Below are 25,532 nucleotides of genomic sequence, written 5' to 3'. Positions count from 1 at the left end.
CTTCGGTCTGTGTGAGTCCATGTCAGCCAGAGACAAAAAGGGGAGGCCAAGCCTCCCACTTTTATCTATCCAGCGGACGCTAATAGAACCAAATTATAGAATAAATCGACTCAGATCTTCATCTGCTACGAGCTCATCCAGATGATTCCCAACGTATTCAGCATCAATAGTCACGGATGAACCGTTACTTTCGCTGGCATCGAAGGAAATATCTTCCATCAAACGTTCCAGAACGGTATGCAGACGGCGGGCACCGATATTTTCGGTACGCTCATTAACCTGCCATGCGGCTTCTGCGATGCGACGAATACCTTCTGCAGTAAAATCGATGGTAACGCCTTCGGTTGCCATCAGCGCTTTGTATTGCTCGGTCAAGGAAGCGCTAGGCTCGGTCAGAATGCGTTCAAAATCTTCGGTGGTCAGTGCCTGTAGCTCTACGCGGATTGGCAGACGACCCTGAAGCTCAGGAATCAAATCCGACGGGCTGGCAACCTGGAAAGCGCCTGAAGCGATGAACAGAATGTGATCGGTTTTCACCATGCCGTGCTTGGTCGAAACGGTACAGCCTTCAACCAGCGGCAACAGGTCGCGCTGCACACCTTCGCGGGAGACATCCGGGCCGGAGGTTTCGCCGCGCTTACAGATTTTATCGATCTCGTCCACGAACACGATACCGTGCTGTTCAACGGCATCGATAGCCTGCTGTTTCAGCTCTTCCGGATTAACCAGTTTGGCCGCTTCTTCTTCAATCAACAGCTTGAATGCTTCTTTGATTTTGATTTTACGCGGTTTTTGTTTCTGACCAGCAATGTTCTGGAACATGGATTGCAACTGGTTGGTCATTTCTTCCATACCAGGAGGCGCCATGATTTCAACGCCCATCGGTGCGGCAGCCAGATCGATTTCGATTTCTTTATCGTCCAACTGGCCTTCACGCAGTTTTTTGCGGAATGCCTGACGGGTAGCGGAAGGCTCCTGAGATTCGTCAACCTGGCCCCAGTTGTTTTTAGCCGGTGGAATCAGCACATCCAGAATACGTTCTTCCGCCAGTTCTTCAGCGCGGTAACGGTTTTTTTCAATGGACTGATGACGGACCATTTTCACGGCGGCGTCGGTAAGATCGCGGATAATAGAGTCCACTTCTTTACCAACATAGCCAACTTCGGTGAATTTAGTGGCTTCAACTTTGATAAACGGCGCGTTCGCCAGTTTTGCAAGACGGCGGGCAATTTCGGTTTTACCGACGCCGGTTGGGCCGATCATCAGAATGTTTTTCGGGGTCACTTCATGGCGCAGCTCTTCGTTAAGCTGCATACGACGCCAGCGGTTACGCAGGGCGATCGCCACTGCGCGCTTAGCTTTGTCCTGGCCAATGATGTAGCTATCAAGCTCACTGACGATTTCGCGTGGGGTCATCTCAGACATATATTCTATCCTTACGCCTTGTAAGTTAATTCTTCAATAGTTTGGAAGCGGTTGGTATAGATACAAATATCCCCCGCAATACTCAGTGATTTCTCAACGATATCCCGAGCACCTAATTCTGTGTTTTCCAGCAGCGCGCGCGCGGCGGATTGAGCGTATGGCCCACCGGAGCCGATAGCGATCAAATCATCTTCTGGCTGCACGACGTCACCGTTACCGGTGATGATAAGCGAAGCGGTTTCATCCGCGACTGCCAGCAGCGCTTCGAGTTTGCGCAGCATGCGGTCGGTTCGCCAGTCTTTGGCTAACTCAACGGCGGCCTTGGTCAAATGACCCTGATGCATTTCCAGTTTGCGCTCAAAGAGTTCAAATAAAGTGAAAGCGTCAGCGGTGCCACCTGCAAAACCGGCAATGACCTTATTGTTATATAGGCGGCGAACTTTTTTAGCGTTCCCTTTCATCACGGTATTGCCCAGAGTGACCTGACCATCACCACCAATTACTACATGGCCATTTCGGCGTACACTTACAATTGTTGTCACGAGCGAACCCTCGTTGCAGACGGAATGAGCCCCCGCGTTGTATCGTTCAACACAACGCGAGGCATATTGAGATTATAAATGGGGGGGGATTGATACTTTTCAACCCCCAATAGAGAGGGGAATACAGCTGGATACACCTGCGCCTTTCAATCGTTGCTGCATTTTATCTGCCGCAGGGCGGGTGCTATAAGGCCCCAGAACCACGCGATTCCAACCGCCACCGGTAGTAATCCGGCTCTCAATACCTTCAAATGCCAGCTGCGCGCGCACTGATTCGGCCTGATCCATTGCTTTGAAGGAACCACACTGCAACATCCAGCGCTGGGTTTTTTCTTTTTCCTTCTCTTTTTCCGGCTTCGGTGGCGTTACCGCCGGAGTAACCGGAGCCGGATTAGACGGCAACATCCGCTGCTGCGCTGATGGCGCTGTTACCGGCGCGGTTTGGCGCGGTTGGCTAACCGGTTGCTGAATCTGTGGCTGAACATTCACTGGCGGCTTGATTGTTACCTGAGAACGAGGAACCTGAGTGGCATCGTTATAAGGCACTTCCGACAGTTGTGTCGGTTGTTGCCGCATATCGGCCTGCATTTGTTCTAATAATTGGCGCTGTTCGTTGGTTAACTGGGTTTTTGCATCGATGCCGCCGCCAGCAGAAGGTTCGGTTGGCGTCGTTACACCAATCTGACGATTTTCTAGTTCTTTGATATACCGCCAGCGTTCTTCCGGCTTAGGCGGTAATCCATTGCCCGTGCGCGGATCATGGCTGGGTAACAGCGGGAGTTCACCCGGTTTGTTATGAGTAATGAAATAGAGGCCACCAACGAATACCACCAACAAGGCGCCGGCTAGCGCCACCAGGGTTTTCGATATTCTTGGAGCACTGCTTTTCTTCTTGCTGGTGCTCTTGCGCCGCGCTCCTGAGCGCCCTCGGCTTACATAATCTCTTTGTGCCACTATCGTTTCGCTGCGTTTTGATGTTGGAGTAAGTCAGTCATGTTACTTAACCCTATAATATTTGCCTAGCTTTTAGGCTTACAGGTACTGTTTCGAATGATTAATTCGCTATCTAACAGTCGAGAACCGCTTTGAACGTTATTCCCTTGTAGCTGTTCCAGTAATAGTAACATGGCTTGCTGACCAATTTGGTAGCGAGGTTGCGCTACCGTGGTCAATGGCGGATCGCAGTATTGCGACAGTTTGAGATCGTCAAAACCAACCAGTGATACATCTTCGGGAATACGAATCCCCATCTTCTTCGCTTGCCAGATAGCGCCGATCGCCATGACGTCGTTGTGGCAGAAAATCGCCGTTGGCGGTTTCGGCAGTGACATCAGTTCGGCAAAGGCTTCTGCACCGGCTTCATAGCTGAAATTGCCCCGCAAAATATAAGTTTGCTCAATGGCAATCCCATTACGGCGCAGCGCTTGTACGTAACCCTGTAAGCGATAATGGCTCAGCGGCATTGTCTCTGGCCCGGCGATGGTGGCAATGCGCGTATGACCCAACTGATGCAGATAATGTACGGCTTCAAAAGCGGCGGTTAAGTTATCGATATGAACCGTCGGCAGCTCCAGCTCTGGCGCGAATTCGTTAGCCATCACCATCGGTGGAAGGTTGCGTTGTTCTTCTTTACTGGCATCAAACGGCAGGTTGGAACCGAGTAACAGCATCCCATCAATCTGTTTGGTAATAATCAAATTGACGAAAGTGCGTTCCTGCTGGGTTTGCTGCGCGCAGTCGCCAATTAACACCAAATAGCCTTGTTGGGCGGCGGTTTGCTCAATACCCTGAACAATGTCGGCAAAAAAGGGATCGCTGATGTCCGGCACAATGACCAGAATAGTACGCGACTCGTTGCGTTTGATATTTCGGGATAAGGCATGGGGGGAATAACCCACGGCGAGGACGGCTTGCTCTACTTTTTGTCGCGTCATGGTCGAGACTTTTTCCGGATTCATTAATGCCCGAGAAACCGTCGCGGTTGAAACACCGGCCATTTCAGCAACGTCTTTCATGGTCGCCATACTGAATTCTTTCTTATGTTCCAACGCCTTTCTCCTTGCTCTGGCTCCGAGCCAGCACCAACGCTTTGAGATAGTTTGTTACCAATAGCACGGAATATTAATGTTTTATCGCACGCGAATGGGATTCCCGATCGGCGAGGTGATGTTCGTTCCAAGCCGAGTGGTCTCGGTAAAATTAATGCCTTACGTCATTCTATACAGATAGTGAGGTCAATTTGTTACCTAATTTGCATGAAAAATGTGACATAAGTAGTTTTTTTCGATATGCCTCGCAGATCACACCGTAAACGTTTGCCTTGTAACCCTACCTGTATCTATTAATTAACAAGCTAAAGACTAACTGTCTATGGGATCGACGTCTAAAGTCCACTTAACTTTCCTTGCCTGAGGCAAAGTGTTGATTAGCGGTTGGCTGCTTTTTATCAATTTTTGTAGAAACTGACGGGATGGATGCTGGAGCAGGAGTTGCCAGCGGAAACGCCCACCGCGTTTGGCCTGTAGCGCCGGTACTGGCCCCATGATCCACAGAGCATCATCTTTCATCGGACTGGCTTCCAGCAGATTGCGTAGCTGTTGCAGGAATAGCGCTGACTGTCGATTATCGTGATCTTCGCTGCGTACAATAATATGGCTGGTGTAAGGCGGCAGAAAAACGCTTTGGCGCTCTGCCAGAGCCTGTTTGGCAAAATCATCGTAGCCGCGTTGCAGCAGGGTTTGCAGCAAGGGGTGCTCCGGATGATGGGTTTGCAGGATCACTTCGCCTTTTTTGCCTGCTCGTCCGGCTCGGCCAGAAACCTGCGTATACAGTTGAGCAAAACGTTCGGCTGAGCGGAAATCGGCGGAGAACAGCGCGCCGTCCACATCAAGTAATGCCACCAGTGTGACATCGGGAAAATGGTGACCCTTAGCCAGCATTTGCGTACCGATCAGAATGCGCGCGCCACCCTGATGTACCTCGGCCAAAGCCTGTTCCAATGAGCCTTTACGGCTAGTGGTATCGCGGTCGATTCGGGTGATCGGTACATCTGGGAACAGCGGTGCCAACTCATTTTCCAACTGTTCGGTTCCTACGCCAACGGAAACCATATGGGTAGAGCCGCAGTGAGGGCACTGATGAGGCACCGGACGCTGGCTGTCACAATGGTGACACCGCAGCTGGCGCTGATTCTGATGCAAAGTGTAATAGTGATCGCAACGCTGGCATTCGGCGATCCAACCGCATTCGTGGCACAGCAACGCTGGAGCATAACCGCGGCGGTTAAGGAACAGAATTACCTGATTATCAGCTTTAAGATGATCTTTCATGCGCTGTAATAACGGCTGGGATAGGCCCACTTTGAGCGGCAGACCCTTTAAATCCAGTAAATGCTGCGCCGCCGGTTTGGCATTCCCGGCACGCTTAGTCAGGGTTAACTGACGATACTTACCCAGTTGCACGTTATGCAGGGTTTCTAGCGCGGGCGTGGCAGACCCCATCACAATGGGAATATTTTCTTCGCGAGCGCGAAACACGGCTAAATCCCGCGCATGATAGCGCCAGCCGTCCTGTTGCTTATAGGAACTGTCGTGCTCTTCATCGATAATAATGACGCCAAGGCGAGAAAACGGCGTAAACAGCGCAGAACGCGTGCCGATAACGATGGCCGCTTCGCCGTTACGCGCCCGCAGCCAAACCGATAAACGTTCGCTATCGTTCAAGCCGGAATGCAGGACTTCCACCGGTGCATTAAAGCGTTCGCGGAATCTGGCGATGGTTTGCGGCGTCAGGCCAATCTCTGGCACCAGAATCAATGCTTGACGCCCTTGCGCCAGAATATTTTCCAGTACGCTCAGGTAAACTTCGGTTTTACCTGAACCGGTGACGCCAGCCAGCAGCCAGGCGGCAAACTGAGTATCTTCGCTGCGAATCGCACCCACGGCGGTGGCCTGCTCGGTATTGAGGCGCAGCCGGTCGCCCAGCACTTCGAAATGAGTACGCCAGTCGGTGGTTGCCGGTTCCTGCGCCCGGAGGTCGATTAATCCTTTGGAGCGTAACGCCTGCAAGGCGCTTTCTGTCAGGGCGAGTTCATTAACCTGATGACGATAAACAGGTTTTTGTAGTAGCGCGGCCAGAGCCTGCTGTTGCTTAGGGGCGCGCTTCAGGCTTTCCGGCGGCGTAGCCCGGCCTTGTTCGGTTGCAAACCATTGCCAAAGCGGTGCGGATTGAGCCGGTTTCCCCTGTCGTAGCAATATTGGCAGGGCGTGAAACAGCACTTCTCCAATGGGATAGTGATAATAATCCGCAGCCCAGCGCAAAATACGCCACAGGCTTGGTGGGAATAAACTTTCCTGATCCAGAACTTCTTCAATAGGTTTGAGCTGCTCAAGAGGGAAATCGCTGGTTTCGCTAAGACCCACCACGATTCCGATAGCTTTGCGTTTGCCGAAGGTGACGCTAACGCGCCCGCCGATCGCCGGGCTGCTCATATTACTGCCTAAGCGGTAGTCGAATGAGCGTGCAAGCGGTACCGGCAATGCAACTTGAACAACGGACATGACACCATCCTGGATAAAAAAAGATTGAACAGTTTACACTGTGTGATTCACAATGTGCGGATTCGATTGCGAGGGCTGCTCAAATTCTGTATGATTCGCCGCCTTTGATATAATCCGATATCAAATCCTATTATTAACTACGTGTGGTGTCTGGCGGAACAGGGCTGGATAGCGACACGGCCTAAATTAGAGGTTTCCCATGCAAAAAGGTATCCACCCTAAATACGAATTGGTTACTGCATCTTGTTCTTGCGGTAACGTAATCAAGATCAACTCTACTGTTGGTCATGACCTGAATCTGGACGTGTGTGGTGAATGCCATCCGTTCTACACTGGCAAGCAGCGTGACGTTGCTACCGGTGGCCGTGTTGACCGCTTCAACAAGCGTTTCAGCGTGCCGGGTGCCAAGAAGTAATCTCTGCCCGTCAGACGAAAAAGGCGCTTTTAGCGCCTTTTTTCATTTCTGCTTCTCAATCATCATCAATCTGCCTAAATACTGTGTATATCGCAGGATTCAGGTCTGCCAATCAGTCATTCCATATAAATCATGTCCTGACGTAGGATAAAGCCGCCTACTGTGGACAGAAGGCGACTTCGTCGAGTCGATAGGTCGATAGATTGTCTCGATAGCATGTTACCCGCTGTTTTGGGTATTACTGCGAAATCAATATTCCCAAGTGTCGGGATCAACACCCAGCTCACGCATAATAATCTTCGCTGCTTCAGGAATTTCATCACTGCGTTCTTTACGCAGATCTTCATCATTCGGCAACGGCTGCCCGGTAAAGGCATGCAGAAATGCTTCGCACAGTAATTCACTGTTGGTCGCATGGCGCAGGTTATTCACCTGGCGTCGGGTCCGCTCATCGGTGAGGATTTTTAATACCTTCAGAGGAATGGATACCGTAATTTTTTTGACTTGTTCGCTCTTCTTGCCGTGTTCAGCGTAAGGGCTGACATACTCGCCGTTCCACTCAGCCATGGGACACCTTAAATTTGTCGGAAAAATACAAAATTCTGAAAACCGGCCAATTATGCCCGATCTTCCGTGTTCTCACTAAATAAATGTCGGTTTTACTCGACCAGAGTCACTGAAAGGACGCAATTTGCCCGTGATTAATAGACTCAACCTGTTGCTTAATACCCTGATTGTTGCACGGGGCATAGCTGAAATCAGCGTGACATCATAATGATACTTAAAGCCGCTATAATTTTAGCGGGTATTATTCCATTGCTCAATCTATACGCAAAGAAGTTTAGATGTCCAGATGTATTGACGTCCATTCTTTGTGCGTCTAATCTGACGTAACATTTTTAGCGTCCCGGCAGGCAGAAACCAATATGACACGTAAACAGGCAACAATAGCAGTCCGTAGCGGGTTGAATGATGACGAGCAATATGGCTGTGTTGTTCCGCCGATTCACCTCTCCAGTACCTATAACTTTATCGATTTTAATCAGCCCAGAACGCACGATTATTCCCGACGCGGCAACCCGACGCGCGACGTGGTACAACGTGCTCTGGCTGAGCTGGAAGGCGGTGCGGGAGCGGTAATGACCAGCTCCGGTATGTCTGCGATTCATTTGGTTTGCACTACGCTATTGCAGCCGGGTGATTTACTGGTTGCGCCCCATGACTGCTACGGCGGTAGCTATCGTCTGTTTGATAGTCTGAGTAAGCGCGGTGCCTATCGGGTGCTGTTTGTCGATCAAGGGGATGAAGCGGCGTTAAAACGTGCGCTGGCGGAAAAACCCAAGCTGGTACTGATTGAGACCCCAAGCAACCCATTATTGCGGGTGGTAGATATTGCAGCCATCTGCCAGGCGGCGCAGGCCGTGGGCGCGCTGACCGTGGTGGATAATACCTTCCTCAGCCCGGTATTGCAGCAACCGCTGGCGCTGGGTGCCGATTTGGTGATCCATTCCTGCACCAAATATCTCAACGGTCACTCGGACGTGGTTGCCGGCGCGGTGATTGCCAAAGACCCAGCGCTGGCGGTAGAGCTGGCGTGGTGGGCGAATAATATTGGCGTGACCGGCGCGGCTTTCGACAGCTATTTGTTATTACGTGGCCTGCGAACGCTTTCACCGCGAATGGCTCAACAGCAGCGCAACGCGGATGACATTGTTGGTTATTTACAACAGCAGCCTTTAGTAAAAAAGCTGTATCATCCTTCTCTGCCACAACATCCCGGCCACGAAATTGCCTGTCGCCAACAGTCTGGCTTCGGTGCGATGCTCAGTTTTGAACTGGATGGAGATGAACAGGTGCTGCGCCGCTTCCTTTCTGCTTTGGAATTATTCACATTGGCAGAGTCATTAGGCGGCGTGGAAAGCCTGATTTCCCATGCCGCTACCATGACTCACGCGGGTATGGCGGCGGAAGCAAGGACTGCTGCGGGTATCACCGACAGCTTGTTACGCATTTCCGTGGGTATTGAAGACAGCGAAGATTTGATTGCCGATCTGGAAAATGCCTTCCGGTTGGCGGTAACGAGGTAAGCATGAATGCAATAGCGATAGCAGGGGCGGTCACTGGGCGTCAACTGCATAAATTTGGTGGTAGCAGCCTTGCTGACGTGAAGTGTTACCTGCGAGTGGCCGAAATTATGGCCAACTACAGTAAACCGGGTGATTTAATGGTGGTATCTGCCGCAGGCAGTACGACCAACCAATTGATAAACTGGCTAAAACTAAGCCAAAGCGATCGTTTGTCTGCGCATCAGGTGCAGCAAGCGCTGCGCCGCTATCAGCAGGATTTGATTAATGGATTATTGCCACCGGAGGCCGCCGAGCCGTTGATTGCAGCCTTTATTCAGGATCTGGAGCGTCTGGCTGGATTATTGGATAACCGCGTTGACGATGCTATTTATGCCGAAGTGGTTGGCCATGGAGAAATCTGGTCAGCGCGCCTGATGGCGGCGGTACTGCAAAAGCAGGATATGGATGCCACCTGGCTGGATGCGCGCAGCTTCCTGCGGGCAGAGCGGGCAGCACAGCCACAGATCGACGAAGGGCGATCTTATCCGCTGCTGCAACAGCTATTGGCGCAACATCCTCATCAACGTTTAGTGGTCACCGGTTTTATCTCGCGTAACGATGCAGGTGAAACCGTACTGCTTGGTCGTAATGGCAGTGACTATTCGGCAACTCAGGTTGGGGCATTGGCCGCCGCCGAGCGGGTAACCATCTGGAGTGACGTCGCTGGCGTATATAGCGCCGATCCGCGCAAAGTTAAAGATGCCTGTTTGTTGCCGTTGCTGCGTTTGGATGAAGCTAGCGAGCTGGCGCGTCTGGCTGCGCCGGTATTGCATACGCGTACTTTGCAGCCGGTTTCTGGCAGTGATATCGATTTGCAGCTGCGCTGTAGCTACCAGCCGGAGCAAGGCTCTACTCGCATCGAACGCGTGCTGGCATCAGGCACCGGTGCAAAAATAGTGACCAGTCATGATGATGTCTGCCTGATTGAATTGCAGATAGCCCGTCACCACGATTTCTCGCTGGCGCAAAAAGAGATAGACCTGCTGCTGAAACGCTCACAAATCAAACCGTTAGCGACGGGGATTCATCCCGATCGTAACCTATTGCAGCTTTGCTATACCTCTGAAGTCGTCAATAGCGCCCTGCGGGTGTTGGAAGATGCCACGCTGCCGGGGAAATTATCGCTACGGGAAGGCTTGGCACTGGTGGCATTAGTAGGCGCAGGCGTTTGCAAGAATCCGTTGCACAGCCATCGTTTCTATCAACAGCTTAAAGATCAGCCGGTTGAGTTTATCTGGCAGGCCGAAGACGGTATCAGCATCGTTGCGGTACTGCGTCTGGGGCCGACCCAACATTTGATTCAAGGCCTACACCAGACTCTGTTCCGGGCGGAAAAACGTATCGGGCTGATGCTGTTCGGCAAAGGTAATATTGGTGCTCGCTGGCTGGAGCTCTTTGCCCGCGAACAAAAAAACATTTCGGCTCGCAGCGGATTCGAATTTGTACTGGCAGGTGTGGTTGATAGCCGCCGCAGCTTGCTGAGTTACGACGGGCTGGACGCCAGCCGCACCTTGGCTTTCTACGATGATGAAGCCAAAGAGCAGGATGAAGAATCACTTTTCCTGTGGATGCGTGCGCATCCATTCGATGATTTGGTGGTATTGGATGTCACGGCCAGTCAGTCGCTGGCGGAGCAATATCTGGACTTTGCCAGCTATGGTTTCCACGTGATTAGCGCCAATAAGCTGGCGGGCGCATCCAGCAGCAATACTTATCGACAGATTCGCGATGCTTTCGCCAAAACGGGTCGCCATTGGTTGTACAACGCCACCGTGGGTGCCGGTTTGCCGGTCAACCATACGGTGCGGGATCTGCGCGACAGCGGTGACAGCATTCTGGCAATTAGCGGCATTTTCTCCGGTACTTTATCCTGGTTGTTCCTACAGTTTGACGGCACAGTACCTTTCACCGAGCTGGTGGATCAGGCGTGGCAGCAAGGATTAACCGAACCCGATCCGCGCGTCGATCTTTCCGGACAGGATGTCATGCGCAAACTGGTGATTCTGGCTCGCGAAGCGGGTTACGACATCGAACCTAATCAAGTGCGGGTCGAGTCCCTGGTGCCTGCGGGTACTGAGACAGGTTCTGTCGATCAATTCTTCGAAAATGGCGAAGCGTTAAATCAGCAAATGATTCAGCGTCTGGAGGCGGCCAACGAAATGGGGCTGGTATTACGTTACGTCGCGCGTTTTGATGCCAATGGTAAAGCGCGGGTTGGCGTGGAAGCCGTTCGTCCTGAACATCCGCTGGCCTCGTTATTGCCATGCGATAATGTGTTTGCCATTGAAAGTCGTTGGTATCGTGATAACCCATTAGTGATTCGCGGGCCGGGAGCGGGGCGAGACGTAACCGCCGGCGCTATCCAGTCCGATTTGAACCGTTTGTCTCAGCTGTTGTAATCGTACTTCTGGCAGGTCGCTATTCAGAGTTTCTATCTGGCTAGCGGCCTGTTATTCATATCAATATTCTGTTATTTCCCCTGTCTACCGCGGCTCATTTCGAGCATGTTTGCCCGTTTTTATACACATGAATTTCCTGCGTGTACTGAGTGAAGATTAATCATCGGGCTAAACTAATATAAGCGTTGACTCCAGCGATAAGATCGGTCATTTTCTATCTAGACGTCTAAACGTATGGACGCTTAGAATGGTAAATGCGGAGAAACTAAACCGCGATATCGATAACGATGGGTGACGAGGTAGACAGGGTATGAGTTTTTTTCACGCAAACCAGCGGGAAGCGCTGAATCAGAGTCTGGCAGAGTTGCAGGGTCAGATTAACGTCTCTTTCGAGTTTTTCCCGCCGCGTACCAGCGAGATGGAAGACACCCTGTGGAGCTCGATTGACCGTTTAAGCACACTGAAACCTAAGTTTGTTTCAGTGACTTACGGGGCTAACTCCGGTGAGCGCGACCGTACTCACAGCATTATTAAAGACATTAAAGAGCGTACCGGTCTGGATGCTGCACCGCATTTGACCTGCATTGACGCCTCGGCGGGTGAGCTGCGTGAGATTGCGCAGGATTACTGGCGCAATGGCATTCGTCATATTGTGGCGTTACGCGGTGATTTGCCGGAGGGCAGCGGTAAGCCGGAAATGTATGCAACCGATCTGGTTGCTTTGCTGAAAGACGTCGGCGATTTTGATATTTCCGTGGCGGCTTATCCGGAAGTACATCCTGAGGCTAAGAGCGCTCAGGCGGATTTGATTAATCTTAAGCGTAAGATTGATGCCGGTGCTAACCGTGCCATTACTCAGTTTTTCTTCGACGTAGAAAGTTACCTGCGTTTTCGCGATCGCTGTGTGGCGACGGGAATTGACGTAGAAATCGTGCCGGGAATTTTGCCGGTATCCAACTTTAAGCAGCTACAGCGCTTTGCCACCATGACCAACGTGCGCGTTCCTCATTGGATGACCAGCGTATTTGAAGGGCTGGATAACGACCCTGAGACGCGCAAAATGCTGGGCGCTTCTATCGCTATGGATATGGTGAAAATTCTGAGCCGCGAAGGAGTAAAGGATTTCCATTTCTATACCCTGAATCGGGCAGAAATGAGCTACGCCATTTGCCATACTTTGGGTGTTAGGCCTTAACTTATTGTCGACATTATAGATTTCAATATGCAAAAGGGGCTAATTAGCCCCTTTGTCGTCCTTACAATAACGATTTTGCGATTTCATCATTTGGGGGATTGCTCCCCCATCAGAAACTAGCCGGTATTACGCATACCTGCGGCGACGCCAGCAATAGTCACCATCAACGCCTGTTCAACGCGGGCATCCGGATGTTCCTGCTGACGGGAACGGTGCAGTAATTCCGCCTGAAGCACGTTCAATGGATCGGTATAAACGTTGCGTAACGCGATAGATTCGGCAATCCACGGTAGATCGGCCATCAAATGATCGTCATTGGCGATGGTTAACACCACTTTAATATCGGCGGCGAGCTGATCGCGCAATTGCTTACCTAACGGCCAGAGCTTTTTGTCGACCAAACGCTGATCGTAATATTCAGCCAGCCACAGATCGGCTTTAGCGAAGACCATTTCCAGCATGCCGATGCGAGTGGAGAAGAATGGCCAATCGCGGCACATGGTTGCCAGCTCATCCTGTTTTCCTGCATCAATGGCTTTTTGCAAACCGGCCCCGGCACCCAGCCAAGCGGGCAGCATCAGGCGGTTTTGCGTCCAGGCGAAAATCCACGGAATAGCGCGCAGACTTTCCACACCACCGTTCGGGCGGCGTTTCGCCGGGCGAGAACCCAACGGCAATTTGCCCAATTCCAGTTCCGGCGTTGCCGCACGGAAATAAGGCACAAAGTCAGGATTTTCACGAATATAGCCGCGATACATATCACAGGATGCCTCAGACAGTAGATCCATGACTTCGACCCACTCTTTCTTCGGTTCCGGCGGTGGCAATAGATTGGCTTCCAGAATCGCCCCGGCGTACAGCGCCAGACTGCTGATAGTGACTTCAGGTAAACCGAATTTAAAGCGAATCATTTCGCCTTGCTCGGTGACGCGCAGGCCACCTTTCAGGCTACCCGGAGGCTGGGAGAGCAGCGCCGCATGAGCAGGTGCGCCACCGCGACCGATAGAACCGCCGCGACCGTGGAACAGCGTCAAAGCGACACCGGCTTTCTCACAGGTTTTAATTAAGGCATCCTGAGCACGATACTGCGCCCACGAAGCGGCCATGACACCCGCGTCTTTGGCTGAATCGGAATAACCGATCATAACCATCTGTTTGCCCTGAATCAGGCCGCGATACCAGTCAATGCTTAGCAACTGTTTCATCACGTCATCGGCGTTATTCAGATCGTCGAGAGTTTCAAACAGCGGCGCAACGGGCAGAGTGAATGGACAACCGGCTTCTTTGAGCAGTAAATGCACGGCCAGTACGTCAGAAGGGACTTTCGCCATGGAAATCACGTAAGCGGCGATGGAGCCTTCCGGCGCTTCGGCGATAACCCGGCAGGTTTCCAGCACTTCCTGAGTCTCGGCGCTGGGCTCCCACTTTAATGGTACCAGCGGGCGCTTGGAGTTAAGTTCGCGAATCAGGAACGCTTGTTTATCTGATTCTGACCAGCTTTCATAATCACCCAGACCCAAATAGCGAGTCAGTTCGGCAATAGCATCGGTGTGACGGGTACTTTCTTGACGAACGTCGATACGCACCAGCGGCACGCCGAAGCAGCGCACGCGGCGCAGCGTATCCAGCAACTGGCCGTTGGCGATAATTTCCATCCCACAGGCTTTTAGCGATTGATAGCTGGCATACAACGGTTCCCACAGTTGTTCATTGCTGATCAACAGATCTTCCGGAGGTAATACGCGATCGCCTTTCAGGCGGCCTTCCAGATAAGTTTGGGTGTTGATTAGCTGGGTACGAATTCGTTTCATCAATTCGCGATAAGGTTCCAGCACCTCTTTGCCACCGGCCAGTTTGCGTAGTTCCGGTGTACATTCCGACATCGACAGTTCGGAAACCAGCACCTGAATATCGCGCAAGAACAGATCGGTCGCTTTCCAGCGGCTGAGTAGCAGAACGTGGCGGGTGACTTCGGCGGTAACGTTCGGGTTGCCGTCGCGGTCGCCGCCCATCCACGAGGTAAAGCGAATCGGCACCGCTTCTACCGGCAGTCGGTAATCGAGAGAATTTTCCAACTGCTCATTGAATTCACGCAGGAAAGCCGGAACCCCTTCCCACAGACTGTTTTCAACAACGGCAAAACCCCATTTGGCCTCGTCGATAGGTGACGGCCGCAGTTTGCGAATTTCGTCGGTATGCCAAGATTGTGCAACTAACTGCCGCAAACGACGCATGATCTTGTTGCGTTCGTAATCGGCTAAATCATTGTGATCCAACTGGCTCAGGCAAGTATTCACTTCAACCAGTTTATGAATCAGAGTACGGCGGGTAATTTCGGTTGGATGCGCAGTAAGAACTAGTTCGATGGACAGTTCATCCACCGCTTTGCACATATCCTTATTGCTTAGATTCTTATCTTTCAGACGATTAAACAGCTGGGCCAAGGCTTCTGGATTACTTGCCGCTTCACCATGCGGCGAAATGCTGTGGTATTGCTCAGCGGTGTTCGTCAGATTAAGAAACTGGCTAAACGCACGAGCGACGGGCAATAACTCGTCGTTAGAAAGGTTTTGCAGCGTCGAAAGCAGCTCCTGACGGTGCGCTTCATTACCGGCTCGCGAAGATTTAGATAACTTACGAATGGTTTCTACCCGGTCAAGGATGTGCTCGCCCAGCGCTTCCTTAATTGTGTCTCCGAGTAGTGTGCCGAGCATACTGACGTTACTTCGCATTGCGGAATATTGTTCGTTCATATGACCCCTGACCCATATATACCCTGCGTATTTGAGGTTACAGACATGTTGGTTACGCTCGCTCATGTGAATGGCTGACCAGAGTAAGCTCATCGGATGCGTTTGTTGGCCGCTTGCCTATAACCCTCATAATTAGAGGTATAACCTTTTATGGTTTCTTTTTGTAAATTAATTTCACCCAAGAGGCTGAGACTGATTACGAATCTCGCCGCGTTCAATTCCAATAACCCAATTGACACTATTTTTAGCAAAAAAACATCAAAATTGGGGGTATTTCTGAAATTTAATTACTGGTCGCAGGTTATCAGTCTGGCTAATCATCGATATTGATCGAAATGGGCTATCTGTGGATGGGTAGCGATCTCCCATCCACTTTTTTATCTGATAACACGTGCTTACCCGATAACACATGCGTTCGGGTAGCTTGCTTACTGCTGGCAGAAGTGATCGACCAACTGGGAAATCAGCTCGCGGGTCGGTTCAATAAAAGCGGTGTCTATATATTCATCTGGCTGATGTGCCTGATTAATCGAGCCAGGGCCAAGCACCAGTGTAGGGCATACCTGCTGAATAAACGGTGCTTCGGTGCAGTAATTCACCACCTCGGTACGGCTGCCCAGCAGTTTCTCAATCACCGCCACCATAGCGTGATCGGTTGGGCATTCGTAACCCGGAATCGGCGGGTGTAGCTCGTCGATGGTCAAGCGACCCGGCCAGCGTTGGCTCACCGGTGCCAGCGCTTCATTCATCAATTCGCTTAAATCGCTCAACGTCAGCCCCGGTAGCGGGCGAATATCCATATGTAATTCACAGCAGGCACAAATACGGTTTGCCGCGTCACCGCCGGAGATGTGGCCAAAGTTCATGGTGGGATAGGGAATATTGAAGGCCGGATTGTTGTAACGCTCCTGCAATGTGTTGCGTAGCGCCATCAAATGGGTGATGGATTCATGCATCAGATCTATGGCGTTGACGCCGCGCGCCGGATCGCTGGAGTGACCGGACTGACCCACGATGCGAATAGCGCTAGAAATATGGCCTTTATGGGCACGCACCGGTTTCAGCGAGGTTGGCTCGCCGATAATGGCAAAATCGGGGCGTAGTTGGGTGGAAGCCGCAAAATAACGCGCTCCGGCCATAGTCGTTTCTTCATCCGCGGTAGCCAGAATATACAGCGGTTTGGTCAGTTTACTGGCGTCGATATCGCGCACCGCATCCAGAATAAAGGCAAAGAAGCCTTTCATATCCGCAGTACCTAAACCGTACAGCTTGTTGTCATGTTCGCTCAAAGTGAACGGATCGCGCGTCCAGCGGCCTTCATCGTAAGGTACTGTATCGGTATGACCCGCCAGCAGCAGCCCGCCGCTGCCTTCACCAATGCTGGCCAGCAGGTTGAATTTGTTGCGGGATTCCGGCACTGGTTGGATTTCCACGCGAAAACCTAGTTCGCTAAACCATTCGGCCAACAAGTTGATTAACGCTTCATTACTTTGATCCAGAGCGCTATCGGTTGCGCTAATAGAGGGCGTTGCGATTAACGCCCGGTACAGCTCAATAAATGGAGGTAATTTCATCTTCACTGTTGACAGCCTTTGGTTAGGGTAGTATCAATATTCATGCAGTTATTGTGAATAACTATTTGAATGAAAATACAGCAAGCATGAGCGTAAGGGAACCAGAAACGCCCTTGAATTTACGAAAATGTCAATGCTCAATCGCGTAGGGAAACAGTAAAAACTTGCTGATAAACCCTGCAACTCGTTTTGCGTACTTATGTACAGTTAGTCAGAAGGTGAACTGAATCCATGTTGAATACGCTGATTGTTGGTGCCAGCGGTTATGCCGGAGCTGAACTTACGGCTTACCTGAATCGTCACCCACATATGAACATAACCGGTTTAACGGTTTCAGCGCAAAGTGCAGATGCAGGAAAATTGCTTTCCGATCTGCACCCGCAGTTAAAAGGCATCATCGATTTACCGCTGCAACCCTTGGTTGATGTGGCTCAAGCTGCGAAAAACGTGGATGTGGTGTTTCTGGCAACCGCTCATGAAGTTAGCCACGATTTGGCTCCGCAATTTCTAGCGGCGGGCTGCGTAGTATTCGATTTGTCCGGTGCGTATCGCGTACAGGACCCTGATTTTTATACCACTTATTACGGTTTTGAACATCAGCATGCCGAATGGCTGGAGCAGGCAGTTTACGGCCTGGCGGAATGGCAGGCGGATAAAATTAAACAAGCTCAGTTGATTGCCGTGCCGGGTTGTTATCCCACGGCATCCCAGTTGGCGTTAAAGCCTCTGGTAGAAAACGGTTTGCTAAATCAGGAACAGTGGCCAGTGATTAATGCAGTAAGCGGCGTGAGCGGCGCGGGGCGTAAAGCCAGCGTCGGCAACAGCTTCTGCGAAGTCAGTTTGCAGCCTTACGGCTTGTTTACTCATCGTCATCAGCCTGAAATTGTGGCTCATTTGGGTACGCCGGTCATTTTCACTCCGCATCTGGGGAATTTTGCCCGCGGCATTCTGGCTACCATTACCTGTCGCCTAAACGCTGGCGTCACCGCACAGGATATCGCCGAGGCCTATCACAACGCCTATCAGGATAAACCTCTGGTGCGTTTGTATCAGCAGGGCGTTCCCGCACTGAAAGCCGTGGTTGGGTTACCGTTTTGCGATATCGGCTTTTCGGTTCAGGGCGAACATCTGATTGTGGTCGCGACGGAAGATAACTTACTGAAAGGCGCGGCAGCTCAGGCTGTTCAGTGCATGAATATACGCTTTGGTTTCCCGGAAACTCAGGCTTTGCTTTAATCAGGGACGGTAGCGAAATTCTCCCGCAACGTATTCTCGCTCACCCCTATATTTTCAAGACGCAATTGAGGCGCAGACCATGATGAATCCGTTAGTCATTAAATTAGGTGGGGTGTTATTGGACAGCGAAGAGGCGTTGGAGCGCCTGTTTAATGCCTTGGTGATCTACCGCGAAAAGCATCAGCGTCCGCTGGTCATTATGCATGGCGGCGGCTGTCTGGTAGACGACTTGATGAAAAAACTGGCTCTGCCTGTCGTGAAGAAAAATGGCCTGCGGGTGACGCCGGCCGACCAGATCGACATCATCACCGGTGCACTGGCGGGGACTGCCAATAAAACCCTGTTAGCCTGGGCGGTGAAACATCATATCGCCGCCGTTGGCCTGTGTTTGGGCGATGGTAATACGGTCACAGTAACGCCGCTAGATGCGGAGTTGGGTCACGTTGGAGGTGCTCAACCGGGTTCACCGACGTTAGTACAAACCCTACTGGCTGCTAACTACATGCCGATCATTAGTTCTATCGGCATTACCGCCTCTGGCGAGCTAATGAATGTGAATGCGGATCAGGCGGCAACCGCGCTGGCGGCAACCTTAGGCGCGGATTTAATCCTGTTGTCTGATGTTAGCGGCATTCTGGATGGCAAAGGGCAACGCATTGCCGAAATGACGGCGCAAAAAGCAGAGCAACTGATTGCTCAGGGCATTATTACTGATGGTATGGTGGTGAAAGTGAACGCGGCGTTGGATGCAGCCCGTTCACTGGGGCGTCCGGTGGATATTGCCAGCTGGCGTCATGCTGACCAGCTTCCTGCTCTGTTTAACGGGGTACCGATAGGTACACGTATTCTGGCCTGAGCCTCGTCGCTCCGGTGATTACAGATTCTTCTTCTATTGTTTTATCTGAATTGAGATTCAAGGAAATGAAAATGCAAACTAAAGGCATCAGCAAAATTGTTCTGGCTTATTCCGGCGGCTTAGATACTTCGGCAATCATTCCATGGCTGAAAGAAAACTATGATAACTGCGAAGTGATCGCCTTCGTTGCGGATATCGGGCAGGAACGTGCCGATCTGGAAGGGATTGAACAAAAAGCGCTGCGAACGGGTGCCTCAGCCTGCTATGTGGCTGACCTGCGTGAAGAATTTATCAAAGATTACGTGTATCCAGTGCTGCAAACGGGCGCTCTGTACGAAGGTACTTACCTGCTGGGCACTTCAATGGCGCGTCCGTTAATTGCTAAAGCGCAGGTTGAGCTAGCGTTGAAACTGGGTGCTGATGCGGTAGCCCACGGTGCGACCGGTAAAGGTAACGATCAGGTGCGTTTCGAAAGCACCTATACCGCGCTGGCGCCACAACTGAAAGTGGTTGCGCCTTGGCGTGAGTGGGATCTGCGTTCCCGTGAAGCGCTGCTGGATTACCTGAAAGAGCGTGATATTCCGACTACGGCATCCTTGGAAAAAATCTATAGCCGTGACGAGAATGCGTGGCATATCTCTACTGAAGGCGGCGTGTTGGAAAGCCCGGCTAATGCTTCAAACAAAGATTGCTGGGTTTGGACCGTAGCGCCAGAAGATGCGCCGGACGAACCTGAGCTGGTCACCGTTGCCGTTGAAAAAGGCAAAGTGGTTGCGGTTAATGGCAAAGCGATGAGCCCGTTCCAATGTCTGGATGCATTGAATACGCTGGGCGCTAAACACGGTATTGGCCGTATCGATATCGTGGAAAACCGTCTGGTTGGCATTAAATCCCGTGGCTGTTACGAAACGCCGGGGGGCACCATCATGATGGCTGCGCTGCGTGGCGTTGAGCAACTGGTGCTGGATCGCGATAGCTTTAAATGGCGTGAGCAGTTAGGTCTGGAAATGTCCTACGTGGTTTACGATGGCCGTTGGTTCGCCCCGTTGCGTCAATCCTTGCAGGCTGCGGCCGAAGTATTGGCGCAGGAAGTTAACGGTGAAGTGGTTCTAAAACTGTATAAAGGTCAGGTGACTGCAATTCAGAAAACGTCTTCTAACAGCCTGTATTCCGAAGAGTTTGCTACTTTCGGTGAAGATGAAGTTTACGATCACAGCCACGCCGGCGGCTTTATCCGTCTGTTCTCGCTGTCTTCCCGTATTCGTGCGCTGAACGCGAAGAAGTAATGCGGTGACCTTTGCGAGTGCAGCTCTGCTTGCGCTCGCATCTCACTGTTTTAGCATCGTTTATCAGGATTATCGGTTTATCAGTTTAAGGAAATCAAGTTATGGCATTGTGGGGCGGACGGTTCAGTCAGGCAGCAGATCAGCGGTTTAAGCAATTTAACGATTCTCTGCGGTTTGATTACCGATTGGCAGAACAGGATATTTTCGGCTCTGTTGCCTGGTCAAAAGCGCTGGTTACCGTAGGCGTGTTGAGCGCCGAAGAGCAATTACAACTCGAACAGGCGTTGACCGTATTATTGGAAGAGGTTCAGGCCGATCCACAAGCCATTCTGACCAGCGATGCGGAAGATATTCATAGCTGGGTAGAAACCAAACTGATTGCCAAAGTCGGCGATTTAGGTAAAAAGCTGCATACCGGACGTAGCCGTAACGATCAGGTCGCTACCGATTTAAAACTATGGTGCAAATTCCAAGTGACGGAGCTGCAATCGGCGGTACGCCAGCTGCAACAGGCGTTGGTCATCACTGCGGAAGCCAATCAGGACGCGGTCATGCCGGGTTATACCCATCTGCAACGCGCTCAGCCGGTGACCTTTGCTCACTGGTGTTTGGCTTACAGCGAAATGCTGGCTCGTGATGAAAGTCGGTTGCAAGACACTTTAAAGCGTTTGGACGTGAGCCCATTGGGCTGTGGAGCGCTGGCGGGAACAGCTTACGCCATCGATCGCGAACAGCTGGCCGATTGGCTGGGTTTTGCTTCTGCGACCCGCAACAGTCTGGATAGTGTTTCCGATCGCGACCATGTGCTGGAATTACTGTCAAATGCCAGCATTGGTATGGTTCATCTCTCTCGTTTTGCCGAAGATTTGATTTTCTTCAACAGTGGCGAAGCGGCCTTTGTCGATTTATCTGACCGCGTCACTTCAGGCTCTTCCCTGATGCCGCAGAAGAAAAACCCGGATGCGTTGGAACTGATTCGGGGTAAATGTGGCCGTGTACAAGGCGCATTGACCGGGATGATGATGACATTGAAAGGCCTGCCTTTGGCTTACAACAAAGATATGCAGGAAGATAAAGAAGGGCTGTTTGACGCATTGGATACCTGGCTGGATTGCCTGCATATGGCGGCGCTGGTATTGGATGGTATTCAGGTGAAACGTCCGCGTTGCAAAGAAGCTGCCGAGCAGGGTTATGCGAATGCGACCGAATTGGCGGATTATCTGGTAGCGAAAGGCGTGCCTTTCCGTGAAGCGCATCATATTGTCGGCGAAGCGGTGGTTGAAGCCATTCGTCAGGGTAAAGCACTGGAAGCGTTGCCGTTGCAGGATTTGCGAAAATTCAGCGCCATTATTAGCGACGACGTGTACCCAATACTGGCTTTACAATCCTGTCTGGATAAACGTGTGGCCAAGGGCGGCGTATCGCCACTGCAGGTGGCATCAGCCATTGCTGAAGCTAAAGAGCGTTTGTTTTAATTAATTCCTTACGCATTGCGGATGGCACGCTTACCATCCGCTTTATTGCCAAATATTCCCTTCCCTGTGAATATGTTAGCTATAGGCTAACTGTCAGTCGTAATTAAACATCCCTTTAATTAATATATTGGGTTCATCTGCGATAATTAACCATTCATTCCTTTAGCATTAGGGCGAGTATTCACATTTACTGTCATTCATTGGCGCTATTTCTTTATTTCTTCCTGTAGGAAGTTGAGTTTATTTCATTAAGTGATTATGATAATCATTCTCAATTGTTGAAATATAAATAAAGCGCTAATGTAAGACTTTATTTTTAAACTGTTGATTTAGTGAAATAACTAAGTTGGCTGCCGCATTATTTTTCCAAGGATGAAGCAAAAATATGCATAATAATTATGTGAATAAAATTAAGCCTAATGGTTTAATCAGTATCATTCTTTTTTTTATTTTTTATTTATTTAGTGATAAAAGTTACTCGGAACAGCTTGATGTTAATATCCCCTCTTCAAAGATAGATGATAATAATGTGGTATTAGAACCGCTAAAAATAGAAGGTGGCGGTCTGCAATATTCTGACGATTGGATATATGATGAACCTCGCTCTGTTAGTGAAATAACTAAAGAACAATTAGATAACCGTCCTGCCCGCCATGCGGCTGATATATTGGAGCAGACTGCGGGCGTCTATTCTGCCGTAGACCAACAAGATCCTGCTTTATCGGTCAATATTCGCGGTATTCAAGATTTTGGTCGTATAAATATGAATATTGACGGTATGCGGCAAAACTTTATGAAAAGTGGCCACGGCGGACGTAACGGCGTGATGTTTATTGATCCGGATATTCTTAGCAATGTGGTGATTGAAAAAGGGCCGACCAGCGGTATCGGTAGCGCCGGCGTAATTGGCGGTATTGCTACTTTTAATACGATAAACGCGGCGGATTTTCTTGAGCCAGGAAAAGAGCTTGGCGGTAATCTGCGAGCCACAACGGGCGATAACGGTACCCGATTTATAGGTGGCGGAACATTGGCATTTGGTCATGAAACCGGAGATTTATTGATAGCCATAAGTGAGCGGAACTTTGGTGATTATTGGCCGGGAAACATCGGTAGTCTGGGCGAGCTACGTTTTGGATATGGAAATAAGGGGAAAAACTCAATCGGTGATGAGTTAAAGCACATGAAAGTGCTCAATTCCGGCTACCAAATGCATACCCGACTGGCTAAAGTGGGCTGGAACTTGCCTGCGGAGCAGCGTTTGGTTGCCAGTTACCTGCAAACTCAGGTAAGCAGCCCTAACGGCGGCTTTCTGGTAAGTGTAAAAAACTCACCGAATAAAAGCGGCGTCGGCTGGAAAACCAGCAGTATTAGCGATGTCATAACGCAGAATTTCGGATTGGATTACAGCTTACAGCCCGAGCATCTACCCTGGTTGGATGCCAAGGCAAAAGCCTATTACGTTGATACCGATGATAAAACCAATACTTTGTGTTCTGATCCTATTTTCTGTCGGAAATATACCACTCGCACGCGTTTAACTACGCGCGGTCTCCAGCTACAAAATACTCAACGTTTCATGCTGCCGGATAACCATTTATTGAGCCTTCAATATGGTATGGATTGGTTTAGCGATCGTTCCAGCGGCCACACGAACAAAGATCTCATGCAGGGTGTGACTCCGTCTGGCCAGCGCAGTCTGACTAGCGTTTTCACTCAGTTTGATTACCACTACGATGACTGGTTACGGCTGGATGGCGGGCTGCGTTTCGAACATTCTCGATTACAAGGGCATACCTGGCTATACACATCAAAAATGCCTTATACACGGCAAAACCCATGTAACCCCCAACATGGCGGGGGAAAAAGAAATACCTGTAAAAAAGTCCCTGTGACAATGACTTGGGATGTTGATCGCCATGAGCAGCAAATATTGCCAACCTTGGGCATTGGGGTGAAGCCAGGAGTGCAATGGCTGGAGTTTTTTGGCAACTACGGTCAATCATGGCGGCCACCGGGTATAACAGAAACTCTGGCTACCGGCAGTGCCCACGGTTCGGGTTTTTTGTTCCCAAATCCTAATCTGGCCATAGAGCGCTCCCGCACCTGGGAATCTGGGTTGAATATTCAACAGGAAGATTTATTCATTAGCGGCGATAAATTTGGCGCAAAAATGGCCTACTTTGATACCCGGGTGACGAACTATATCAACTTGGAATTAGAGCGAGCATTACCTCTGCGCGGAAGCCAATCATTTGCCTATGCTGCTTACGTTAATAATTTACTTAAAAGTCGCTTTCGCGGATTGGAATATCAATTAAGTTACGATGCCGGTTTTTTTTATACCAGTCTGAATTATACCCGAATGATAGGTCATAACGATACTTGCTCAAAACCAGCCTGGTTGGGCGGTATTCAATCGGTTAAAAATACAAAAGGGATAGGAATGTATGGTGTCGATGGTAACCATCTTAATGATTTCATTCTCTGTAGACATGGGGCGGTATTCGGATCATCCGCTTATTTACCGGGCGATCGTGGCAGTTTAACGTTGGGGGGAAGAGCATTAAATAAACTGTTAGATTTTGGTACCGTAATCCGTTATAACCGTGGGTATCAAGATTTATCAGTGCTTAATGGTTATGGCTATCCAGGTACGGCTTATGTCGCTGACTGGCCGAAATACATAGTGTTTGATTTATATGCCAGCTATAAAATAACAAATAATTTGATATTACGTACTTCAATAGAAAATATCAGTAATCGTGCTTATCTGGTTAATTATGGCGATTCACTGTCATTTTCTGCTAGCCGTGGCCGAACTATTCAGGGTGGATTTGAATACAAATTTTAAAGTCTTCAGGTGTGTTAATTAACCCCTGTTGGTATGTATGGTTATATTAATAATCATATTCTAAGTTATATCCCATTTACTAAAAGGAAATTATTTATGAGTATAACAATTAAATACCAAGAAGAATTTGCCGAATTTAGTGTTTCATCTTACCTAAAAGCGTGGGCTGCGGGGTTCGGTAATATCGAACTGGCTCCGGTTAAAGATCGTGGGCAATTTTACGGGGGATCGGATGGTTTTAATGGCCATCAATTTACTATTGGCAGTTCGCATAATACGGAAACCAGCCTGATAGCGAAGGGTAACTTACATTACACCTTTTATCCTCAGCATACGCTCCATGGCAATATTGATGAGGTGCAGTTTGGTGAAGGGCTAGAACCTAGCGTCGGCGGGGGAAGACACATCGTAAAAACGGAGGTCACCTTTAGTGGTCTGGCTATCACTGGGCAATATGATCCTGCGCTCACTGAGGAACAAAATCATCAGAGCGATTTGCACAAAACGTTATACGGTTTAATGAAAGGAGACCCTGATCCGATGCTGGAAATTCTCAAAACGAGTGGGGTGGATGTTGACAGCGCCTTCAACACGTTATCTATAGCTAGCCAGTATAATTCTGGCGACGTGATGGATGACGCACCATTTATCGAAGCAATTGGTGTGGCAGAGTACAACGAAATGTTGTTAGCCGCCTGATAAAGCGCTGCTGGGAAATACCCCTTTGACTGAATGAAAATGTCACCGCCGTGCCAATAGGGAAATAAGGTGCGGTGGTGATTTTGATATACATTGTTCAAGCATTTTTACGAGTTGTACTGCTCTTTTGGAATGGTA

At 50.2% G+C, this 25,532-nt stretch carries 18 protein-coding genes; 10 read left to right on the top strand and 8 right to left on the bottom strand.

What is annotated here, in order from left to right; translation table 11 throughout:
• Positions 1–93 precede the first annotated feature (93 nt).
• The 5 genes from hslU to priA all read right to left on the bottom strand — a co-directional run bounded on the left by hslU (position 94) and on the right by priA (position 6,526).
• Positions 94–1,425, bottom strand: a complete 1,332-nt coding sequence (gene hslU, locus DBA33_RS17380) for an HslU--HslV peptidase ATPase subunit (protein WP_064514543.1) — start codon at positions 1,423–1,425, stop codon at positions 94–96.
• Between the two features lie 11 nt (positions 1,426–1,436).
• On the bottom strand, positions 1,437–1,967 hold the full coding sequence (gene hslV / locus DBA33_RS17375; protein ID WP_004719528.1) for an ATP-dependent protease subunit HslV: 531 nt from the start codon (positions 1,965–1,967) through the stop codon (positions 1,437–1,439).
• A 99-nt stretch (positions 1,968–2,066) separates the two neighbouring features.
• Positions 2,067–2,921 (bottom strand): cell division protein FtsN, encoded by an 855-nt coding sequence (ftsN, locus tag DBA33_RS17370; RefSeq protein ID WP_064514541.1) that lies wholly within the window; start codon positions 2,919–2,921, stop codon positions 2,067–2,069.
• Positions 2,922–2,986: 65 nt separating this feature from the next.
• Positions 2,987–4,015, bottom strand: coding sequence for a DNA-binding transcriptional regulator CytR (gene cytR, locus DBA33_RS17365; protein ID WP_064514539.1), 1,029 nt, complete (start codon positions 4,013–4,015; stop codon positions 2,987–2,989).
• A 312-nt stretch (positions 4,016–4,327) separates the two neighbouring features.
• Complete coding sequence (gene priA, locus DBA33_RS17360) at positions 4,328–6,526, bottom strand: primosomal protein N' (protein ID WP_064514536.1); 2,199 nt, start codon at positions 6,524–6,526, stop codon at positions 4,328–4,330.
• Between the two features lie 199 nt (positions 6,527–6,725).
• On the opposite strand from priA, the gene rpmE reads away from it, so the two are divergent.
• On the top strand, positions 6,726–6,941 hold the full coding sequence (gene rpmE / locus DBA33_RS17355; RefSeq protein WP_049601591.1) for a 50S ribosomal protein L31: 216 nt from the start codon (positions 6,726–6,728) through the stop codon (positions 6,939–6,941).
• 249 nt (positions 6,942–7,190) lie between these two features.
• Here rpmE and metJ read toward each other — a convergent pair whose 3' ends face one another.
• Positions 7,191–7,508 carry a met regulon transcriptional regulator MetJ gene (gene metJ / locus DBA33_RS17350; RefSeq protein ID WP_049601594.1) on the bottom strand — a complete coding sequence of 106 codons (318 nt, stop codon included), beginning with the start codon at positions 7,506–7,508 and terminating at the stop codon, positions 7,191–7,193.
• A 359-nt stretch (positions 7,509–7,867) separates the two neighbouring features.
• On the opposite strand from metJ, the gene metB reads away from it, so the two are divergent.
• From metB to metF, 3 genes are all read left to right on the top strand, one after another.
• The gene (metB, locus tag DBA33_RS17345; protein ID WP_064514534.1) at positions 7,868–9,028 is read left to right on the top strand and encodes a cystathionine gamma-synthase; all 1,161 of its coding nucleotides are present in this window, start codon (positions 7,868–7,870) and stop codon (positions 9,026–9,028) included.
• Positions 9,029–9,030: 2 nt separating this feature from the next.
• Complete coding sequence (locus DBA33_RS17340; protein WP_064514532.1) at positions 9,031–11,466, top strand: bifunctional aspartate kinase/homoserine dehydrogenase II; 2,436 nt, start codon at positions 9,031–9,033, stop codon at positions 11,464–11,466.
• A 310-nt stretch (positions 11,467–11,776) separates the two neighbouring features.
• On the top strand, positions 11,777–12,661 hold the full coding sequence (gene metF / locus DBA33_RS17335; RefSeq protein WP_049601603.1) for a methylenetetrahydrofolate reductase: 885 nt from the start codon (positions 11,777–11,779) through the stop codon (positions 12,659–12,661).
• 116 nt (positions 12,662–12,777) lie between these two features.
• On the opposite strand, the gene ppc is transcribed toward metF, so the two are convergent.
• Positions 12,778–15,414 (bottom strand): phosphoenolpyruvate carboxylase, encoded by a 2,637-nt coding sequence (gene ppc / locus DBA33_RS17330; protein ID WP_064514531.1) that lies wholly within the window; start codon positions 15,412–15,414, stop codon positions 12,778–12,780.
• A gap of 428 nt (positions 15,415–15,842) precedes the next feature.
• The gene (argE, locus tag DBA33_RS17320) at positions 15,843–16,988 is read right to left on the bottom strand and encodes an acetylornithine deacetylase (protein ID WP_064514529.1); all 1,146 of its coding nucleotides are present in this window, start codon (positions 16,986–16,988) and stop codon (positions 15,843–15,845) included.
• A gap of 231 nt (positions 16,989–17,219) precedes the next feature.
• Between argE and argC the strand changes: the two genes are divergently transcribed.
• The 6 genes from argC (at position 17,220) to DBA33_RS17290 (ending at position 25,394) form a co-directional block, all read left to right on the top strand.
• Positions 17,220–18,224, top strand: coding sequence for an N-acetyl-gamma-glutamyl-phosphate reductase (gene argC / locus DBA33_RS17315; protein ID WP_064514527.1), 1,005 nt, complete (start codon positions 17,220–17,222; stop codon positions 18,222–18,224).
• Between the two features lie 79 nt (positions 18,225–18,303).
• On the top strand, positions 18,304–19,080 hold the full coding sequence (argB, locus tag DBA33_RS17310) for an acetylglutamate kinase (RefSeq protein ID WP_179207947.1): 777 nt from the start codon (positions 18,304–18,306) through the stop codon (positions 19,078–19,080).
• A 71-nt stretch (positions 19,081–19,151) separates the two neighbouring features.
• Positions 19,152–20,366, top strand: a complete 1,215-nt coding sequence (locus DBA33_RS17305) for an argininosuccinate synthase (RefSeq protein ID WP_049601613.1) — start codon at positions 19,152–19,154, stop codon at positions 20,364–20,366.
• Positions 20,367–20,467: 101 nt separating this feature from the next.
• On the top strand, positions 20,468–21,841 hold the full coding sequence (argH, locus tag DBA33_RS17300; protein ID WP_064514525.1) for an argininosuccinate lyase: 1,374 nt from the start codon (positions 20,468–20,470) through the stop codon (positions 21,839–21,841).
• Positions 21,842–22,226: 385 nt separating this feature from the next.
• On the top strand, positions 22,227–24,695 hold the full coding sequence (locus DBA33_RS17295) for a TonB-dependent hemoglobin/transferrin/lactoferrin family receptor (protein ID WP_064514523.1): 2,469 nt from the start codon (positions 22,227–22,229) through the stop codon (positions 24,693–24,695).
• Between the two features lie 96 nt (positions 24,696–24,791).
• Positions 24,792–25,394, top strand: coding sequence for a heme acquisition protein HasA (locus DBA33_RS17290; RefSeq protein ID WP_120806882.1), 603 nt, complete (start codon positions 24,792–24,794; stop codon positions 25,392–25,394).
• The last annotated feature ends 138 nt before the right edge of the window (positions 25,395–25,532 follow it).

Origin of the sequence: Yersinia sp. IP36721 (assembly GCF_003634395.1) — a bacterium.
Taxonomy (GTDB): domain Bacteria; phylum Pseudomonadota; class Gammaproteobacteria; order Enterobacterales; family Enterobacteriaceae; genus Yersinia; species Yersinia entomophaga.
This window is presented reverse-complemented; position numbering and strand designations above follow the sequence as displayed.

What these genes read in the sequence shown, in the direction of transcription:
- priA (WP_064514536.1), bottom strand. Translation starts at nt 6,526, where the DNA reads ATGTCCGTTGTTCAAGTTGCATTGCCGGTACCGCTTGCACGCTCATTC.
- rpmE (WP_049601591.1), top strand. Translation starts at nt 6,726, where the DNA reads ATGCAAAAAGGTATCCACCCTAAATACGAATTGGTTACTGCATCTTGT.
- DBA33_RS17290 (WP_120806882.1), top strand. Translation starts at nt 24,792, where the DNA reads ATGAGTATAACAATTAAATACCAAGAAGAATTTGCCGAATTTAGTGTT.
- metJ (WP_049601594.1), bottom strand. Translation starts at nt 7,508, where the DNA reads ATGGCTGAGTGGAACGGCGAGTATGTCAGCCCTTACGCTGAACACGGC.
- DBA33_RS17305 (WP_049601613.1), top strand. Translation starts at nt 19,152, where the DNA reads ATGCAAACTAAAGGCATCAGCAAAATTGTTCTGGCTTATTCCGGCGGC.
- argC (WP_064514527.1), top strand. Translation starts at nt 17,220, where the DNA reads ATGTTGAATACGCTGATTGTTGGTGCCAGCGGTTATGCCGGAGCTGAA.
- DBA33_RS17340 (WP_064514532.1), top strand. Translation starts at nt 9,031, where the DNA reads ATGAATGCAATAGCGATAGCAGGGGCGGTCACTGGGCGTCAACTGCAT.
- argE (WP_064514529.1), bottom strand. Translation starts at nt 16,988, where the DNA reads ATGAAATTACCTCCATTTATTGAGCTGTACCGGGCGTTAATCGCAACG.
- argB (WP_179207947.1), top strand. Translation starts at nt 18,304, where the DNA reads ATGATGAATCCGTTAGTCATTAAATTAGGTGGGGTGTTATTGGACAGC.
- metB (WP_064514534.1), top strand. Translation starts at nt 7,868, where the DNA reads ATGACACGTAAACAGGCAACAATAGCAGTCCGTAGCGGGTTGAATGAT.
- argH (WP_064514525.1), top strand. Translation starts at nt 20,468, where the DNA reads ATGGCATTGTGGGGCGGACGGTTCAGTCAGGCAGCAGATCAGCGGTTT.
- hslU (WP_064514543.1), bottom strand. Translation starts at nt 1,425, where the DNA reads ATGTCTGAGATGACCCCACGCGAAATCGTCAGTGAGCTTGATAGCTAC.
- ppc (WP_064514531.1), bottom strand. Translation starts at nt 15,414, where the DNA reads ATGAACGAACAATATTCCGCAATGCGAAGTAACGTCAGTATGCTCGGC.
- DBA33_RS17295 (WP_064514523.1), top strand. Translation starts at nt 22,227, where the DNA reads ATGCATAATAATTATGTGAATAAAATTAAGCCTAATGGTTTAATCAGT.
- metF (WP_049601603.1), top strand. Translation starts at nt 11,777, where the DNA reads ATGAGTTTTTTTCACGCAAACCAGCGGGAAGCGCTGAATCAGAGTCTG.